This is a genomic window from Kribbella sp. NPDC051952, assembly GCF_040680855.1.
GTDB lineage: Bacteria > Actinomycetota > Actinomycetes > Propionibacteriales > Kribbellaceae > Kribbella.
Genome location: NZ_JBFAXQ010000008.1, coordinates 110,073 through 125,707 on the forward strand (window position 1 = coordinate 110,073; position 15,635 = coordinate 125,707).

Annotated in this window: 14 protein-coding genes and 1 other RNA gene; 7 read left to right on the forward strand and 8 right to left on the reverse strand. The window is 67.5% G+C overall.

Going from position 1 to position 15,635, the window contains the following annotated elements; genetic code table 11:
- The first annotated feature begins 4 nt into the window (after positions 1 to 4).
- A complete protein-coding gene (locus AB0L70_RS17265; protein WP_363684988.1) occupies positions 5 to 478 on the forward strand; it encodes a GNAT family N-acetyltransferase in 474 nt (157 codons plus the stop codon).
- On the opposite strand, the gene AB0L70_RS17270 is transcribed toward AB0L70_RS17265, so the two are convergent.
- The 4 genes from AB0L70_RS17270 to AB0L70_RS17285 all read right to left on the reverse strand — a co-directional run bounded on the left by AB0L70_RS17270 (position 455) and on the right by AB0L70_RS17285 (position 4,808).
- Positions 455 to 1,990, reverse strand: a complete 1,536-nt coding sequence (locus tag AB0L70_RS17270) for a DUF222 domain-containing protein (RefSeq protein ID WP_363684990.1) — start codon at positions 1,988 to 1,990, stop codon at positions 455 to 457. The genes AB0L70_RS17265 and AB0L70_RS17270 overlap by 24 nt on opposite strands.
- A 135-nt stretch (positions 1,991 to 2,125) precedes the next feature.
- On the reverse strand, positions 2,126 to 2,584 hold the full coding sequence (locus AB0L70_RS17275; protein WP_363684992.1) for a GNAT family N-acetyltransferase: 459 nt from the start codon (positions 2,582 to 2,584) through the stop codon (positions 2,126 to 2,128).
- Positions 2,584 to 3,330: a hypothetical protein gene (locus AB0L70_RS17280; protein WP_363684994.1), complete on the reverse strand. Its 747-nt coding sequence runs from the start codon at positions 3,328 to 3,330 to the stop codon at positions 2,584 to 2,586. Before AB0L70_RS17280 ends, AB0L70_RS17275 begins: the two co-directional genes overlap by 1 nt.
- Entirely contained in the window at positions 3,327 to 4,808 is a 1,482-nt protein-coding gene (locus AB0L70_RS17285) for a peptidase S10 (protein WP_363684996.1), read from the reverse strand. Before AB0L70_RS17285 ends, AB0L70_RS17280 begins: the two co-directional genes overlap by 4 nt.
- 44 nt (positions 4,809 to 4,852) lie before the next feature.
- Between AB0L70_RS17285 and AB0L70_RS17290 the strand changes: the two genes are divergently transcribed.
- From AB0L70_RS17290 to AB0L70_RS17310, 5 genes are all read left to right on the forward strand, one after another.
- Complete coding sequence (locus tag AB0L70_RS17290; RefSeq protein WP_363684998.1) at positions 4,853 to 5,221, forward strand: DUF952 domain-containing protein; 369 nt, start codon at positions 4,853 to 4,855, stop codon at positions 5,219 to 5,221.
- A gap of 34 nt (positions 5,222 to 5,255) precedes the next feature.
- Positions 5,256 to 5,654, forward strand: an RNA gene (rnpB, locus tag AB0L70_RS17295) — RNase P RNA component class A.
- Positions 5,655 to 5,792: 138 nt separating this feature from the next.
- The gene (locus tag AB0L70_RS17300; protein ID WP_363685000.1) at positions 5,793 to 8,969 is read left to right on the forward strand and encodes a S8 family serine peptidase; all 3,177 of its coding nucleotides are present in this window, start codon (positions 5,793 to 5,795) and stop codon (positions 8,967 to 8,969) included.
- A 109-nt stretch (positions 8,970 to 9,078) separates the two neighbouring features.
- Entirely contained in the window at positions 9,079 to 10,224 is a 1,146-nt protein-coding gene (locus tag AB0L70_RS17305) for a hypothetical protein (RefSeq protein WP_363685002.1), read from the forward strand.
- Positions 10,225 to 10,280: 56 nt separating this feature from the next.
- The gene (locus AB0L70_RS17310) at positions 10,281 to 11,183 is read left to right on the forward strand and encodes a hypothetical protein (protein WP_363685004.1); all 903 of its coding nucleotides are present in this window, start codon (positions 10,281 to 10,283) and stop codon (positions 11,181 to 11,183) included.
- Between the two features lies 1 nt (position 11,184).
- On the opposite strand, the gene AB0L70_RS17315 is transcribed toward AB0L70_RS17310, so the two are convergent.
- On the reverse strand, positions 11,185 to 11,670 hold the full coding sequence (locus AB0L70_RS17315) for a GNAT family N-acetyltransferase (protein ID WP_363685006.1): 486 nt from the start codon (positions 11,668 to 11,670) through the stop codon (positions 11,185 to 11,187).
- Between the two features lie 52 nt (positions 11,671 to 11,722).
- Here AB0L70_RS17315 and AB0L70_RS17320 point away from each other — a divergent pair, with 52 nt between their 5' ends.
- Positions 11,723 to 12,289 carry a TetR/AcrR family transcriptional regulator gene (locus AB0L70_RS17320; protein WP_363685008.1) on the forward strand — a complete coding sequence of 189 codons (567 nt, stop codon included), beginning with the start codon at positions 11,723 to 11,725 and terminating at the stop codon, positions 12,287 to 12,289.
- Here AB0L70_RS17320 and AB0L70_RS17325 read toward each other — a convergent pair.
- Genes AB0L70_RS17325 through AB0L70_RS17335 form a run of 3 tightly spaced genes read right to left on the reverse strand, consistent with a single transcriptional unit; the run spans position 12,278 to position 15,248 of the window.
- Positions 12,278 to 13,714: an RNB domain-containing ribonuclease gene (locus AB0L70_RS17325; RefSeq protein ID WP_363685010.1), complete on the reverse strand. Its 1,437-nt coding sequence runs from the start codon at positions 13,712 to 13,714 to the stop codon at positions 12,278 to 12,280. The two genes, AB0L70_RS17320 and AB0L70_RS17325, sit on opposite strands and share 12 nt — an antisense overlap.
- 29 nt (positions 13,715 to 13,743) lie before the next feature.
- Positions 13,744 to 14,871, reverse strand: coding sequence for a bifunctional RNase H/acid phosphatase (locus AB0L70_RS17330; protein WP_363685012.1), 1,128 nt, complete (start codon positions 14,869 to 14,871; stop codon positions 13,744 to 13,746).
- Positions 14,868 to 15,248 carry a C4-type zinc ribbon domain-containing protein gene (locus AB0L70_RS17335; protein WP_363685014.1) on the reverse strand — a complete coding sequence of 127 codons (381 nt, stop codon included), beginning with the start codon at positions 15,246 to 15,248 and terminating at the stop codon, positions 14,868 to 14,870. The genes AB0L70_RS17330 and AB0L70_RS17335 overlap by 4 nt, the downstream gene beginning before the upstream one ends.
- Positions 15,249 to 15,635 lie beyond the last annotated feature (387 nt).

A 15,635-nucleotide genomic window follows, 5' to 3' on the forward strand; every position in this document is an offset into this window, starting at 1 on the left:
CGCGATGACGATCACACGGTACGACGAGGTTCATCTCGCGGGCGTTCTCGCGCTGTGCGAGGCGGAGGGATGGCCGAGCCTGCCGTCCGACCCAGCGCGCGCCCACGCCGTCCTCACAGCGCCTGGCGTCACGACTGTGGTCGCGCTCGCCACGGCCGCGACGGCGGTCGACGGTGAGCTGGCGGGCGACGGTGAGCTAGTGGTCGACGGTGAGCTGGTGGTCGACGGCGAGCTGGTGGGCGACGGTGAGCTGGTGGTCGGTTTCGCTTACCTGCAGAGCGACGGCCACATCCAGGCGCACTTGTCGCAGATGGCAGTCCACCGCGACCACCGCCGCAAGGGCATCGGTCGCGCGCTCCTCGAGTACGCCGTACCTCTCACTGGCGCCCAACGGGTAGATCTCGTCACGGACAGCGCGAACGATTTCTACGAGTCGTTCGAGCACCGAACGTTCTCAGGCTTCCGCATCTATCCATAATCGGGGAACCACCTCCTCGATGTCCCCACCCGTCAAGGAATCCCGAGGTGTTTCGGGCGGTGGATCGGTCGAGGGATCGCCCCAAACCGCGAAGCGGGCGGCGTCCTGCATCGCCGTTTCATCCGCCGACCACCGACTAGCACGCGCGGAACGCCCAGCGGTGGCAGGTCCCGCGACGGCAGGTCCTGCGGCAGCGGGTCTTGCGGTGGCAGGTCCCGCGGCGGCAGGTTCTGCGGTGGCGGGGCTTGTGGTGGCAGGGGTGTCCGGCCTCGGGGTAGCGGTTGCCGCGAGGAGGGTTGAGATGGGTGGTGTTGGTTGGGGTGGGGGGTCGGCCCAGCTCGGGCGGGTGACTTGGACGTGGCCGTCGGTGATGGTGATGATCCAGTGGCCCTTGTGGAGAGCCATGTGGTGTCGGCGGCAGAGAAGAACCAGGTTGTGGATCGCAGTTTCGCCGCCGTCGATCCACGACTGCAGATGATGGGCGTCACAGCAGACCGGCGGCGCTCCACAGACCACGCAGCCGTTGTCGCGCACGTCCAGCGCGCGGCGCATCCCCCGTGTCACGAGGCGCTCGGCCCGTCCCACGTCGAGTGGCTCGGAGTTGGAACCGAGCACCAGCGGGATGATCTTCGCATCGCACGCCATTCGACGGATCGCGGCGGCGGAGAGACCATCGCCGTACACGAGGCGGCCGGTCGCATCGGCGGTGGCCCGCTTCAGGTCTTCGTAGTCGATGGTGACGGTGATGGTTGCCTTCGCGCCGAACCCGGGCACGCCGCTTCCTCCTTCGCCGGTGGGAGCAACGTCGGCGGCTGCGGCGGCGATCGTCAAGGTGGATGTTAGGGCGTCGGCTTGGCGCTTTTCGCGGGAGCGGGGGTCGAGTTCGCCGTCGACGGTCTTGTGGGGGCGGGCGCCGGCGTGGATGCGGGAGCGGAGGAGCTCGGCGTTCTCGTTGGCCAGGTAGCCGCGGAACTTCACACCGTGCTCCGCCTCGATCAAGGTCAGCGATTCGCGTTCGTACGCCGCATTCTCGTCAGGCTCGGGGCCGTCGGAGTCCAGCAAGTCACAGATGTCCTTGGCAGCCTTAGCCAGCTCGCCCGGCGCCAAGTGTCCGGCCAGGTTGACCAACTGCTCCTCTGCGACGTCGAGGTCCTCGATCGGGACTCTCGACTTGACTCGCTCGAGCGCGGTGACGATTGCCCCGGCCTGCGCCGGGCGCAACGGCCGGACCTCGTCGGTGAGGGCAGTTGAAACGGTCTCGTACCTAGACAGCGCACGAGCCAGCTTCACGTCACGGTAAGCATCGCGACGATCAATGCGATGCCGCATCGCGAGCAGCTCGGCAGTGTCACGAGCGCCGAGCTCTTGCGCCAGACCGACCTCATCGGTGCGGGCGATCAACTGCAGGCGGTAAGTGAGCAACTGGGCGACGGCAGCGTCAACCTGGTCGATGGTCGGCAGCAACTCACTGTCGCTCATCGACCAAACCGGCCGCTCACCCAACTGATCCATGCCCACAACGATAGACACCGCCACCGACAGTTCTCAAACCCCAAACCCCCTTGAAAATAAGGAGATTCAGTTGTCCACAGGTCGACGAGTTATCCACAGCGAGCAATCTCACAGATACCGTTGCTCTAGGCAACGTTATACGCCCTGGAAGTCCAGGCTGCGGTAGAGGGCCAGGGCTGGGATGTTGTCGTCCTCCACTCGCAGGGCGACAGTTGTCGTGGCGCACGAGGCCAGTAGCAACCGTGCGATGCCCTGTCGGCGGTGGGTTGGTGCCGTGAAGAGCTCGATGATGAACGGGCAGTCGGGAGTGTCGGACCACGGCGCCCGCTCCACAACGAGCATCGCGCCGACCGCCTCATCACCGACCCACGCCAACCGGCTGAGCTCCAGATCGAGTACGCCGTAATGCCCTTCGAAGCTGAGCTCGATGTCCTCGATCGCTTCGGCAAGAGTCGCCGACGCAACCCCAGGCTCATAAGCCTCGAAATACAACCGCCCCAACGCGACCGTGTCCGCGACCGAAAGCGGTCGCAGCACGACACCAGGCACCGACGCCGCCTCCAAAGCACCGGCAGAGCGCATCAAGATGCCCATCACAGCCCCGCAGCGGAGGCAACCACCGCCCGGCCGAACGCGACGGCCTCCACCGCATCGGCCGCTGTGAAAACAACCTCCGCACCGCCCCGATGCTCGATAGCGCGCCGGCAGAGCTCGCCGTACGCCGGAAACGTCACCGCGCCGTGCTCCCCCGCAGCCGTCTTCGACACGATGTTGCCAGTAGCAAGCAGCGCATGAAGCCGTGGCACCCCCAGGACACACCACGGGATGATCCAGGCATCGATCACCTGATCCCGCGGCAGGTCAGCAAAGTGCTTGTCCACCTGATCGAGCAGAGGCTGCCAGTACGAGACGAGGTTGTCGCGCGTGTAGTCGACGAGCGCCTGGTGATCGTCGACAACCGTCAGCCCCGGCACCTCCCGGACCGCCAGCGATGACCGGGCCAGCTCCGCCCACAACACCGGACTCGCACCGCCAACCTTGAACTCACCATCGACCGTGCAGACAAGCGGCGCACCCGGATCTGGCGCTACCGCAAGCTCGGCCGCGGTCAGATACGTGACGTCGAAGTACGGGCGTGAAGGCAGATTGGCGTGGAGCGGGCGGACCTCGTCCTCCGTCACCGGCGTATCGACTACGACCACGCCGTCGATGTCGCTACGCCCCGGCCGGAAGTCGTCCAGCGGAATCGAGCCCGTCAGATACAGCCCACGGACCCGCCCCGGCAGCAACTCGTCGGCCAGGGCGAGGAACTTCGCCGACACCTCGTCGTACTGCGTCACCGGTTGGAGGATGACTGGATGAAGGCTGCCAGGTCTGCGGATTGTTGGGCGCGGGACTCGTCGTGGACGTACATCATGTGGCCGGCCGGGTAGTACTTCGTCTCGATGTTGCCGACGAGCTCTGCCGGGATCTGGAGGCGGGACAGCGTGCTCTCGGTGGCGAAGTACGGCGTGGCGCCGTCGTACCGGCCGGAGGCGACGTGGACCTTGAGGTGCGGGTTGACGCGCATCGCCTCGGCGAGCTTGTCCGCGACCGTGATCTGCTGGCCCTCGAACTCCTTGAACGACCAGTTCTTCGCGGCCTCGAAGTTGAGGCTCTCGTACGGCAGGTCGTTCTCGTAGCCGAGCTCGACCCGCACGTAGTGGTTCAGCGCCGCCGTGTACGGCCCGATGATCGCGCTGAACGACGGGTCGGTCCCCTGCCGCTCACCGCCGGAATCCGCCTCCCAGCCGACGAACCGCCCGTCCAGCCGGCCGACCACCTGACGGCGCGACCGCAGCAGCTCGGCGAAGAACCGGCCGTGCTCGATCCGCAGGTTGACCCGGTCGATGTAGTCCTCGCTCAGCCCGGTCAGCTCGGCCAGCCGGGTGACGACCTCGGCCCGGTAGTCCGCCGGGATCCGATTGCCCTGGGCAAGTGCATTCGGGTACCGCCCGGCCGCGAATCGCTCCGCGTCCGCGAGCAGCTCGTCCAAGGAGCGGTCCGGGATGAGACCGTGGTAGTGCGCGATCGCGGCGTACGTCGGCAGGTACAGCGTGTACGGGAGATCGTTGCCCGGCGAGAAATCGAGCGTGCCAAATTCCAGCACGGACGAGATCAGCATGACCCCGTTCAGGTACATGCCGTACCGCTCCTGCAGATGCGAGGCCAGTCCGGCGGCGCGCGTCGTACCGTACGACTCGCCGGCCAGGAACTTCGGCGACATCCAGCGCCCGCTGCGCGACGTCCACAGCCGGATCACCTCGCCGACCGACTCCAGGTCGCGCGTGAACCCGTGGTACTCCCCCGGCTTCTCGCCCTCGACCGCCCGTGAGTACCCGGTCGAGACCGGGTCGATGAACACGATGTCGCTGTGCCGCAGCAGCGTCTCGGTGTTGTCGACCAAGGTGTACGGCGGGGGCGCCAGCTCACCCGCATCACCGGACACGACCCGCCGCGGTCCGAGCAGACCGAGATGCAACCAGATGCTCGACGACCCCGGTCCACCGTTGAACGCGAACGTCACCGGCCGCTCGCCCGCGTCCGCGCCGTCCAGCGTGTACGCGGTCAGGAACACCTCGGCCTTCGGCTGGTGCCCGTCGAACTTCCCGTCCGTGAACACCTCCTGCCGCAAGACAACGCGACCGGTCGTTGCCGTGTACGCCAACTCCTGCCCATCAACCGTGATCGCATGCTGCGTCGTCCTGAAGTCATCCACCGGAGCCGCCGGCTTCTTCTCCTCGGTCGCCGCGTCCCCAGTGCTCTCGTCCTTGGCCATGTCGAGCACCCTAATCCACGCCTTCAACGGCTAGCGTTGGATTTATGGCGACGATTCTGCATATCGCGTTCGTGGGGCAGTGGGAGGCTGCGCGGGAGGCGGGTTGCTACCGGTGGTCGACGCGTGGCAAGAGCCTCGACGACGGTGCGACCTTCATCCACGCGTCCCGTCCGGAACAGGTCGCGCCGGTGGCGAACTTCGCGTACGACGACGTCGACGAGCCGCTGTGCTTGCTCGTGATCGACACCGAGCGCCTGGTGTCCGCGCTGTGTGAGGAGCCGGTGGGCGAGCAGTTGTTCCCGCACATCTACGGACCGCTCAACCTCGACGCGGTGGTCGACGTACGCCCGTACGAACGCGGCGCCGACGGCCGATGGCCCTCCGGGCTGAATGATCACTCACTCCGTTCGTGATGTGTCGGCACAAGCCGTATCCTGAGGGACGGAACGGGTCGGTCGGGCGATCGCGTCGTCCGCGCGAGCGGGCGCCGAGGAAAGTCCGGACTCCACAGGGCAGCGTGGTGGGTAACGCCCACCCGGGGTAACCCGCGGGACAGTGCCACAGAGAACAGACCGCCAGCGGCTCCGACGAACCCCGTGGTTCGTGGGAGTGCGGGTGAGGGTGAAACGGTGGTGTAAGAGACCACCAGCTCCACAGGTGACTGCGGAGGCTAGGTAAACCCCACGTGGAGCAAGGCCAAGAAGGGCGATGGGCAACCACCGTCCGCGTGAGCGTCCGAGGGCTGCCCGCCCGAGCTCGCGGGTAGGCCGCTGGAGGTGCCCGGCAACGGTCACCGTAGATGGATGATCGCCAGCACAGAATCCGGCTTACAGACCGGCCCGTTCCCACCGTGTTCACTCCTCCCCCGCCGGGTTAAGTGGGGTTGAGGTCTGGCGGTAACCGGGGTTTTGGTGCGAATGTGCTCTCTGGGGGTCACAGGCAGGTCACGGCTGGAGCTTGTGTGTCACGGGAGGGGATCGAACCATGCTGTCTCGGATCAGGAAGCTGGCTGTCGTCGGGCTCGCGGGGGTGGTTGCCGTCGCGATGGTCGGGGTGGTGCCGTCCGCCGCCGCACCGCCGAAGCCCAAGAAGGATCTCGGCTACAGCGACAAGGCGCTGTTGCAGAAAGCGCGGTCGAAGGGCCACAAGTCGGTCACGCTGCTCGTGGCCGCCGACAAGGGCCAGAGCAACGACGTGGCGGAGCGGCTCACGAAGCTCGGCGCCAGCATCGAGAAGCGGACCGACTCGATCGGTTACCTGCGGGTCAAGATCAACATCGACAAGGCTGAGGACGTCGCGAACGTAGCCGGCGTACGGGCCGCCGACGTCGACGACCTGGTCCCGCTCGAGGACCCGCGGCCTCAGGGCGGCACGGACCCGGCTCCACAGCCGGCGCCGAAGGCAACGACTCCCCGGGTCAACCCGTACATGCCGACGGGTGACATCGGTTCCGCGCAGTTCGTCAACTCCAACCCGACCTGGGACGGCCGCGGCGTCACGGTCGGCATCCTCGACAGCGGTGTCGACCTCGGGCACCCCTCGCTGAACACGACCTCGACCGGCGAGCGGAAGATCACCGACTGGGTCACGTACACCGATCCGACGTTCGTCGGCGCCACGAACGCCGACGACGACCCGACCTGGCTGCACATGACCGATCCGGCTCCGGGGTACCCCGCGACCTTCCGGCAGGGCACGTTCAACGAACGCGATCCACGCCTCGGCGGCGAGGTCGGCAACGACGTCAACCGCGACGGCAACCCGGCGGGATCGTCCGGGCTGTTCGGTGTCCTGTGGGACACGGCCACCAACACCGTCTGGGTGGACACCAACCAGAACGGCACGTTCGCCGACGACCTGCCGATGACCGACTACAAGGTCAAGTACGACCAGAACCACTTCGGTACGGACAACCCGGCAACTCCGATCAGCGAGTCGATGCCGTTCGTCGTCCAGACCGACCCGGCCGACCAGGCCGTGAACATCGGCATCGTCTCCGGCGCACACGGTTCGCACGTCGCGGGCATCGTGGCGGGTAACAAGCTCCTCGGCGGAAAGATGAGCGGTGCCGCTCCCGGCGCCAAGCTGGTCTCGGTCCGGGTCTGCCTGTTCATCGCCGGCTGCACCAACCACGCCCTGCTCGAGGGCATGATCTACGCCGTGACCGTCGCGCACGTCGACGTGATCAACATGTCGATCGGCGGCCTGCCTGCACTGAACGACGGCAACAACGCGCGGGCCGAGCTGTACAACAACCTGATCGACACCTACGGCGTGCAGATGTTCTTCTCGGCCGGCAACAGCGGCGCGGGCATGAACACCGTCGGCGACCCGTCGGTGGCGACCCAGGTCGTCAGCGTCGGTTCGTACATCACCAATTCGACCTGGCTGTCGAACTACGGATCGAAGACAGGCCCCGCCGAGAACCTGCACCCGTTCTCGTCGCGTGGTCCGGCCGAGGACGGCGGGTTCAAGCCGCAGATCGTCGCGCCCGGTTCCGCGATCTCGTCCGTCCCGACCTGGCAGGCAGGGCAGCCGGTCGCCGGGACGTACACCCTGCCGCCGGGTTACGGCATGTTCAACGGCACGTCGATGGCCTCTCCACAGATGACCGGGGCGGGTGCGTTGCTGCTCAGTGCCGCGAAGGCCAACGGGCAGACGGTCACCGCCGCGCAACTGCGCAAGTCGCTGCTGTCGACCGCGCGGTTCTTGACGGACTACAGCGCGTACGAGCAGGGCTCCGGTCTCGCCAACGTGGGAGCTGCCTGGAACCTGCTGAAGAAGAGCCCGCGGACCGACACCATCAGCGCCAAGGTTCCGGTCAGCACCGCGCTCTCCGCCTTCCTCGCGACACCTGGTATCGGTGTCGGTATCAATGACCGCGAGGGCGTTGTCCAGGGGACGACGTACACCCGCACCTACACGTTGCGGCGTACCTCCGGTGCGGCCGGCAACGTCAAGTACAAGCTGTCGTGGCTCAGCGGTGACGGCACGTTCGTCACGAAGGGCGACATCACGCTGCCGCTGAACACGGACGTATCGCTGCCGGTCACGGTCAAGGCCAAGTCCGTCGGCGCACACTCGGCGCTGCTGCTGTTCGACGACACCAGTTCACCGGGGATCGAGTTCCAGACCCTGAACACGGTCGTCGTGCCGTACAACCTCGAGACCGCCACACCGTCGAAGACGGTCAGCGGGAAGATCGGCCGGAACCAGACGACGAGCTACTTCTTCCGGGTTCCGGCCGGGGTCGCCGCGTTCAAGGTGGATCTGTCCGGCCCGAACGCAACGGCCGGGACCGGTCAGGCGCGGTTCCTCCGGTTCAGCCCGTACGGCCTGCCCAGTGAGGCCGGCGAGACCAACAGCCTGTACTGCTACAGCCCACCGGTCGCCGGCGGCACCTGTGGAGGCGATCCGCTCAGCCGCACGGTCAGCAACCCACAACCGGGGGTCTGGGAGGTCACCGTCGAGGCCCGGCGTACGTCGGACATCCTCAACACGCCGTACACGCTGTCCGCATCACTGCTCGGTGTATCGGTGTCGCCGAACCCGGACATCATCCCCTCGGCCACGCTCGGGACGCCGTTGTCCCGGTCGTACACCCTGACCAACCAGCAGGGGCCGTTCACCGGTAAGGCTGTGGGGACCGCACTCGGCAGCGCGAAGCTGGCAACGCCGACGATCGCGGATGGCGCGCAGCAGCAGTTCCAGGTCGCCGTCACACCGGGTACGACCACGCTGCGGGCGACGATCGGGGGCGCGAGTGACATCAACGCGGACCTCGACCTGTTCCTGTACAACTGCACGTCCGGAACCTGTGTGCTGGCGGCACAGAGCGCGGGCAGTACGGCCGTGGAGTCGGCCGCAGTGAACAATCCCGCGGTCGGCGTCTGGGTTGTACTCGTCGACGGGTTCGCCGTGCCTTCGGGGAACACGACGTACAACTATCGCGACGTGCTGACCAACGGCGTGTACGGCACGATCGCCGTGGCGGATGTCAACGCGCTGCGACCGACGGGCGCACAGTGGACCGTGCCGGCGACGGTGACGCCGACAGGGGTACCCGCTGCCGGGCGGGTCCTCCTCGGGGCAGTAGAGGCCCGGACGGACGCGAACGTCCTGATCGGTCAAGGAGACGTCATCATCCAATCCGTGAGCTGACGTTCCACCAGTCGAGGGCCAGGGCGGCCACCCGCCCTGGCCCTTGACCACGTTTGACCCACCTCACGGACCTCCCCGTTTCGGCCCCTGGTGGTGAGAGGCTGGGGGTATGCGGAGACGGGTGCGTACCGGGATCGTGATCCTGGTTCTGTTCGCGTTGCTCGGCGGGGCCGGGTACGTCGGCTGGATCATGGTGAAACGGTCCGAGCCGGTGGCGCTGCCTGAGCCGACCGGGAACTTCCAGGTCGGCCGCCGTACGTTCGAGTGGACCGACACACCCCGCCGGGACCCGTACGCCGATGGTCCGCGCAAGCTCTCGGTGTGGCTCTGGTATCCGGTCGCCAAGGAGACCGAGGGCCGGCATGTCGAGTACGCCCCGGGCCTGTGGAACGGACTCCACCTGAAGTCACCGCTCTCCCTGTTCCAAGGCCCGTTCAACACCCTGCAGGATCGCGCGCTCGACCGAGTCGCCATCGCCCCCGGCCGCTTCCCTGTCGTCGTGCTCATGCCCGGGATGGGCCTGTCCGCACCGATGTACGCGAGCATCGCCGAGGACCTCGCCAGTCACGGCTATCTGGTCGCCGGTGTGACACCGACGTACAGCGCCAACCTCACCGTGCTCGGCGGTCAGGCGATCCAGAGCAAGCCCGAAGCCAACCCGTCGAACCTCGGCGACAGCAGCGAAGGCTCGCAGAAGGTCGGCGACCACCTGGTCGGCATCTGGGCCGCCGACGCCAGGTTCGCGGCCGGCATGGTGGCCAAGGAACTTCCGAACAGCACCGAGACAGGCATCGGCACGTCGTACGTCGGTCATTCGTTCGGCGGCGCCGCATCACTCGAGGCCTGCCGGCTCGATGAACGGTGTGCGGCCGCGGTCGATCTCGACGGCAGCCAGTTCGGCGAGGTGGTGACCAAGGGCGTACGCGCGCCACTCCTGCTGCTCGGCGCCGACAACTCCTGCATCACCAGCGTCTGCGGCCCGGACGCGAAGAACGACGCGGACCGCGACCGCGCGCTCTCCTTGCTCAAGGCAAGCACCAGTACGGCGTGGTGCGCCACGATCCCCGGTAGCCGGCACTTCAACTTCACCGACTACGGCGTCTACTACCTGGCCGCCCCGCTCCGGCAGTACCTGCCGCTCGGCAGCGTCGGTCCACGCCACGCGATCACCATCCAGAACGGCTACATCAGCACCTTCCTCGCGAACGCGCTCTACAAGACCCCGGCTCCCGGCGCGCCCGTCTGCGCGTCCTAACCTTCCGCCCGCGAGCCGCATCAAGTGAGGTAGACCCCCTACCAACTGGAGCATCGATGCTGAAGAAGCTGTCCGGCGCCGTACTGGCCCTCGCCCTGGCGGCCATGCTGCCGACGCCGGCCCAGGCAAAGCCCGCCACCGCAACGGCGGCGTGCGCGATCCAGGCCGGCTCGGTCACCTCTGCCGGCAATCTCAAGTGGCAGGGCCTGCAAGCCACCACCCCGCCGATCACCTACACCCAGAGGACCACGGCGCTGGGACTGTTCCAGCCAGGTCAGGTGCGGCTGGCCGGCCCGCTCGACTTCGACGGCGGCGACTCCGACGTGCCGCTCACGCAGGTCGCGAACGTCGTGATCGGATCCTCGATGTACAACGTGCAGTTCCTCGTCAACCGCGAGGACGACAAGGCTGTCCAGGTGCAGTCGCAGCGGATCGGGTCCGGCTGGGACCGGTTCGTGGCGTTCGAGCAGTCGACCCGGCGGCGGTACCAGTACGCGCTCCGCGACGACGGCACGCTGATGCGTTGGTCGGTCAAGAACGACATCCACAACCTGCAGACCTGGACCGCCCTCGGTTCCGCGCCGGGCTTCGGGTCGGTGAAGACGATGACGCTGATCAGCGAGACCGCGACGTACGACACGCTCCTCGCCAACACCCGCGGCGGTGCGCTCTACACCGTGCGGATCCCGGTCGCCAAGACGATGAAGCCGGTCGTCACCAAGGTCCGTACGTCGACCTGGCAGGGGTTCGAGCGGCTCCTGACCGCACGCTGTGGTCAGTACGGCACGTTGCTGCTCGGGATCGACAAGGACAACGGCGCCGGCTACCTGTACGCCGTCGGCCACGCAACCGGCGCCACCACAGTCATCAAGGCCCTCGGCAAGGTCCCGAGCACGTTCACCGACCCTGTCGACGCCCGCGCGCTCTGGGCCGACACACCGGCCCTGAACGGCGAGTAGCTCAGAGGTCCAGTTCGTACGTCTGGCCGTGCAGGCTGTCGCCCCACAGCTCGTGGGGTTCGGTCACGGTCAGGCGGAAGCCACGGGCCAGGTAGATGTGCCGGGCCGCGACCAGCGGCTCGTTCGTCCACAGGACCATCCGCTTGTAGCCGGCCGCGCGGGCGAAGGCGAGGCAGGTGTCGACCAGCTCGGCACCGAGCCCGAGCCCGCGCGCCGCCGGTGTCACCAACAAGAGCCGGAGCTGCGCGGTCGTCTCGTCCGGTCCACGCACACAGAAGATGCTGCCGGCCCGCACGCCGTCGACCTCAGCGATCCAGGCAGCCTCGCGCTCGGCGTCGGGTTCGGTCGCGTACGCCGCGACGATCTGCGCGATCAGCACCTCGTACGGCAGACCCCAGCCGTACTCGGCCGCGTAGATCTCCGCGTGCGCCTGCACCACCCACCCGAGGTCGCCCGGCTCCCCCAGTTTCCTGATCAGTTTCGTCATCAACCCTACCCGTCCTACTGACACGACTGTTTCAGTGAGCGATACTAGCCTGGTGCCGTCCACGAAGCCAGCCCCTTCCGCCCGCCAGCAGGAACTGCTCGAGCGCGCGTACGAGTACTCGCTCACGCATGGGCTGGCCGACCTGTCACTGCGTCCGCTCGCCACCGCGATCGGCTCGAGCCCGCGCGTCCTGCTGTTCCTCTTCGACAGCAAGGACGGGCTGATCCGCGCCCTCCTCGCCCGCGCCCGCGTCGACGAACTCGAGTTGCTCCGCAAGATCGACGAGCAGTACGACGAACCACCCGGACTGACCGTGGTCGCGCGCGAGCTGTGGACCTGGCTGGCGGCACCGGAGCGGCGACCGCTGATGAAGTTCTGGGTCGAGGCGTACGGGCGTTCACTCGTCGCACCCGACGGTCCGTGGGCCGACTACGGTCGCTCGACCGTGGACGACTGGCTGGAGCTGCTCAAGGCCAGCCAGCCGGATCCAGGGTCGGCTGCGGCCGAAGCACGTCGTACCGGCGTCCTCGCTATGCTTCGCGGCGCACTGATGGACCTGCTGGCAACCGGTGACGTGAAGCGGACAACCAAAGCGGTCGAGGACTACCTACGGGACTAGCTCGAAGGCCACGGTGCGCTTGGCGATGTCGGCCTCGACGAGCTTGACCCGAACGGCCTGACCCAGCGGCAACGGCGTCGTGCTGGTGATGCGGCCCTCGATCGCGAGCGTGGTCAGCGCGACGATGCCACGGGTGTTCTCCCGATCGTCGACGTCGGTGATGACGCCGTCGAACTCGTCGCCGATCCGGTCCGCGACCAGGCCGGCCTCGACCATGCTGACGATCGAGCGCTCGTACGCGTGCGCCCGCCGATCGGCCTCGTCCATCACCTTCGGGATCTCGTCCATCGACTCGCGGACCCAGGCCGGCACCTCGGTGCCCGCGGAGAGCGCGACGCAGATCTCGCCGGCCCAGCGGTCGACCAAGCGCCGCAGTGGCGCAGTGACATGCGCGTACTCGGCCTTCATTGCGGCGTGCTCCGGCCGCTCCGGAACACTGCCAGCGAAGGCGGTGTAGCCGGCGCCGCGGAACAGGACCGTGCAGGACGCCAGCATCGCTGCGTGCGCGGGCACCTTCGGATCGAGTCCGTGGATGAAGGCGGCGTACGACAGCTCCTTCGGCCAGGTGATGCCGAGCGCCTTGGCCGTGTTCTCCAGCTTGCGCCGCAGGTCGTCGTGCGACTCGGGCAGCGTACGTAGGATGCCGATCTTGCCCTTCATCATCAGTCCGGCCGCGGCCATCCCGGTGAGCAGCGAGATCTGCGCGTTCCAACCCTCGACCGGCAGCGGCGCGCGGAACTCCAGACCCCAGCCGTGGTTGGAGGTGACGACCTCCTGATCCGGAATCGGCAGGTTGACTCCGCCACGGTCGAGCTCGCGCTGCTCACGCAGTTTGCCGACCTCGCGCAGCAGTTGCAGGGACTCCGACGCGTTGCCCGCATCGAGGTCCTTCTGCACGCCCGCGTAGTTCAGCTTGGCCCGCGACTTCACCAGCGCGCGCTCACAGACGACGCCAGTGCCGTCGCCGGTCGCATCGACAGTGATCGTCCACAGCAACGCGGGACGGACCTGGTCGGGCAGGAGAGAGGCTTGATCCTCGGACAGCTCCGGCGGGTGCAGCGGGGTCCGCTTGTCCGGCGCGTACAGCGTCTCGCCACGGCGCCGCGCTTCGAGATCGATCGCGTCGCCGGGCTGGACGAACCCGGCCACGTCGGCGATCGCGTAGTACACCGTGTAACCGTCAGCGGTGCGCTCGATGTGCAGAGCCTGATCGAGGTCCATCGAGTCGGGCGGATCGATCGTGACGAACTCGATGTCGGTCCGGTCCAGCTCAGGCAGCCGTGGGTTCTTCGCCGCCGCCAGCGCAGCGGCAATCACCTCAGGTGGGAACTCCGCCGGGACCTCGAGCTCACGCCGGATGTCCTGCAAGGACGCCCGGAACACCTCAGGTACGTCATCGGCGAAATGAACCCTCTGCAGCGGCACTGAGCTCTCCGTCCTCTGATGTGGTGAGGTCAGACTAGCGAGGGTTGCACGTTGAAGGAGCGTAAAGACGCGAGGCCGTCGGCGTACCAGTGGATCTCGGTCAGGGTTGCGGGGCGGAGCTCCATCCGGAAGAGCGCGCTCATGGGGGCCTGTAGCACCGACCGGATCATCAGCTTGATCGGCGTGACGTGGGTGACCACGAGCACCGTCTTGCCGGGGTACTTCGCCAGGATCGCGTCCCGGGCAGACCGGGCCCGCCGCGCACAGGTGTCGAACGACTCGCCACCGGGCGGTGCCACCGACGTCGACTCGAGCCACGCGTTCATCGCGTCCGGCCACTTCTGCTGGATCTCGGCGAACGTGTGCCCGTCCCAGTCCCCGAACGAGACCTCCGCCCAGCCGTCGTCGACGATCGCGTCGACGCCGAGCTTCGCGGAGACCACCGCCGCCGTCTCCCTGGTCCGCCGCATCGGTGACGCCACGATCGCGTCGATCCCACCAAGCTTGGCCAGGTACTCAGCCGCGGCCGCGGCCTGCGCCTGACCGGTCTCGGTCAGCCCGGGGTTGTCACCACCCGAACCGGAGAACTTCTTCTCCGCGGTGTGCGGCGTCTCGCCGTGCCGCAGGAAGATCAGCTGCGTCGGTGGCTCGGCCTGAGGACCCCAGCCCTGCAAGGCTTTCTGCAGATCCGACGGGTCCTTGGCCACCGCCGGCCCCTGCCCAGGCGCCTCCGGCTTCAACGGGATCGGTATGCCGTCCAACGCGTTGTTCGCGAGTGCGTCCGCAGCTGAGTTCTGCGCCCGCGGGACCCAGGTCCACTCAGTGCCGAACGGCGCGAGCCCTTGCGCCTTGATCGCCAGCGGCTGCAGGTCCGGGTGCTTGATCTTCCACCGGCCGGCCATCTGCTCGATCACCAGCTTGGAGTCCATCCGCACCTCGATCGAGGCGTCCGGCGCGTACTCCGCGGCCAGCTGCAGCCCCGCGACCAGACCGGAGTACTCGGCGACGTTGTTGGTCGCGATCCCGAGCGTCTTCCCGTCCTGCGCGATCACCTCACCGGTCGCGGGATCGCGGACCAGAGCGCCGTACGCCGCCGGTCCGGGATTCCCGCGTGAACCACCATCCGCCTCGACGATCACATGGTTCGGACCAGTCATGCCGCGCTCTCCGACGTCCGCACCAAGATCCGTCCGCACTCTTCACAGCGCAGTACGGCGTCAGGTGCGGCAGCCTTGATCGCATTCAGGTCGGACGGCGCGAGCTCCATCCGGCAGCCCATGCAGCGCTTGCCGACGAGCGGTGCGGCACCGATCCCACCGTTGTGCTCCCGCAGCCGCTGGTACTGCGTGATCAACGCGTCCGGGAGCTCGGCGGCGACGGTCGCCCGCTTGTCGCCCAGCTCGGCGCGCTGCTCGTCCAGCTCCTTCAGCGCGGCGTCGCGGGTCGACTCGAGCTCGGCCTGCTGCCCGGCGAACGCCTCGGCGCGGGTGCGCAGGTCGGCCTGCACCGCCTCGGCGGCCTCCAGCTTCTCCATCACCTCGAGCTCGGCGTCCTCGAGGTCGGAGATCCGCCGATCGAGCGAGCCGATCTCGTGCTGGAGGTTCTCGAGGTCCTTCGGCGAGGAGATCTGACCGGAGTCGATCCGCTGCTGGTTCCGCGTCTTGCGCTGGCGGACCTGCTCGACATCGGTGTCGGCCTTCTTCTGCTCCCGCTGCAGGTCGCTGACCTCGGTGTCGGCGGTGACCAGCTCGCGATCGACGACGGACTTCTCCGCGGCCAGATCGGACAGAGCCTTGTGCTCGGGGAGGGCTTTGCGCTTGTGCGCGACCTGGTCCAGCTGCAGGTCGAGATCCTGCAGATCCAGCAGCCGGCGTTGGACGGCGGGCTCGGCGTTCAGAGTCGGCTCCTTAAACTCGTTCAG

Bases quoted from the DNA above. Each gene is read 5' to 3' on its own strand.
- AB0L70_RS17265 (WP_363684988.1), top strand. From the start codon at position 5: ATGACGATCACACGGTACGACGAGGTTCATCTCGCGGGCGTTCTCGCG.
- AB0L70_RS17270 (WP_363684990.1), bottom strand. From the start codon at position 1,990: ATGGATCAGTTGGGTGAGCGGCCGGTTTGGTCGATGAGCGACAGTGAG.
- AB0L70_RS17275 (WP_363684992.1), bottom strand. From the start codon at position 2,584: ATGGGCATCTTGATGCGCTCTGCCGGTGCTTTGGAGGCGGCGTCGGTG.
- AB0L70_RS17285 (WP_363684996.1), bottom strand. From the start codon at position 4,808: ATGGCCAAGGACGAGAGCACTGGGGACGCGGCGACCGAGGAGAAGAAG.
- AB0L70_RS17290 (WP_363684998.1), top strand. From the start codon at position 4,853: ATGGCGACGATTCTGCATATCGCGTTCGTGGGGCAGTGGGAGGCTGCG.
- AB0L70_RS17300 (WP_363685000.1), top strand. From the start codon at position 5,793: ATGCTGTCTCGGATCAGGAAGCTGGCTGTCGTCGGGCTCGCGGGGGTG.
- AB0L70_RS17305 (WP_363685002.1), top strand. From the start codon at position 9,079: ATGCGGAGACGGGTGCGTACCGGGATCGTGATCCTGGTTCTGTTCGCG.
- AB0L70_RS17310 (WP_363685004.1), top strand. From the start codon at position 10,281: ATGCTGAAGAAGCTGTCCGGCGCCGTACTGGCCCTCGCCCTGGCGGCC.
- AB0L70_RS17315 (WP_363685006.1), bottom strand. From the start codon at position 11,670: ATGACGAAACTGATCAGGAAACTGGGGGAGCCGGGCGACCTCGGGTGG.
- AB0L70_RS17330 (WP_363685012.1), bottom strand. From the start codon at position 14,871: ATGACTGGTCCGAACCATGTGATCGTCGAGGCGGATGGTGGTTCACGC.
- AB0L70_RS17335 (WP_363685014.1), bottom strand. From the start codon at position 15,248: ATGGAGAAGCTGGAGGCCGCCGAGGCGGTGCAGGCCGACCTGCGCACC.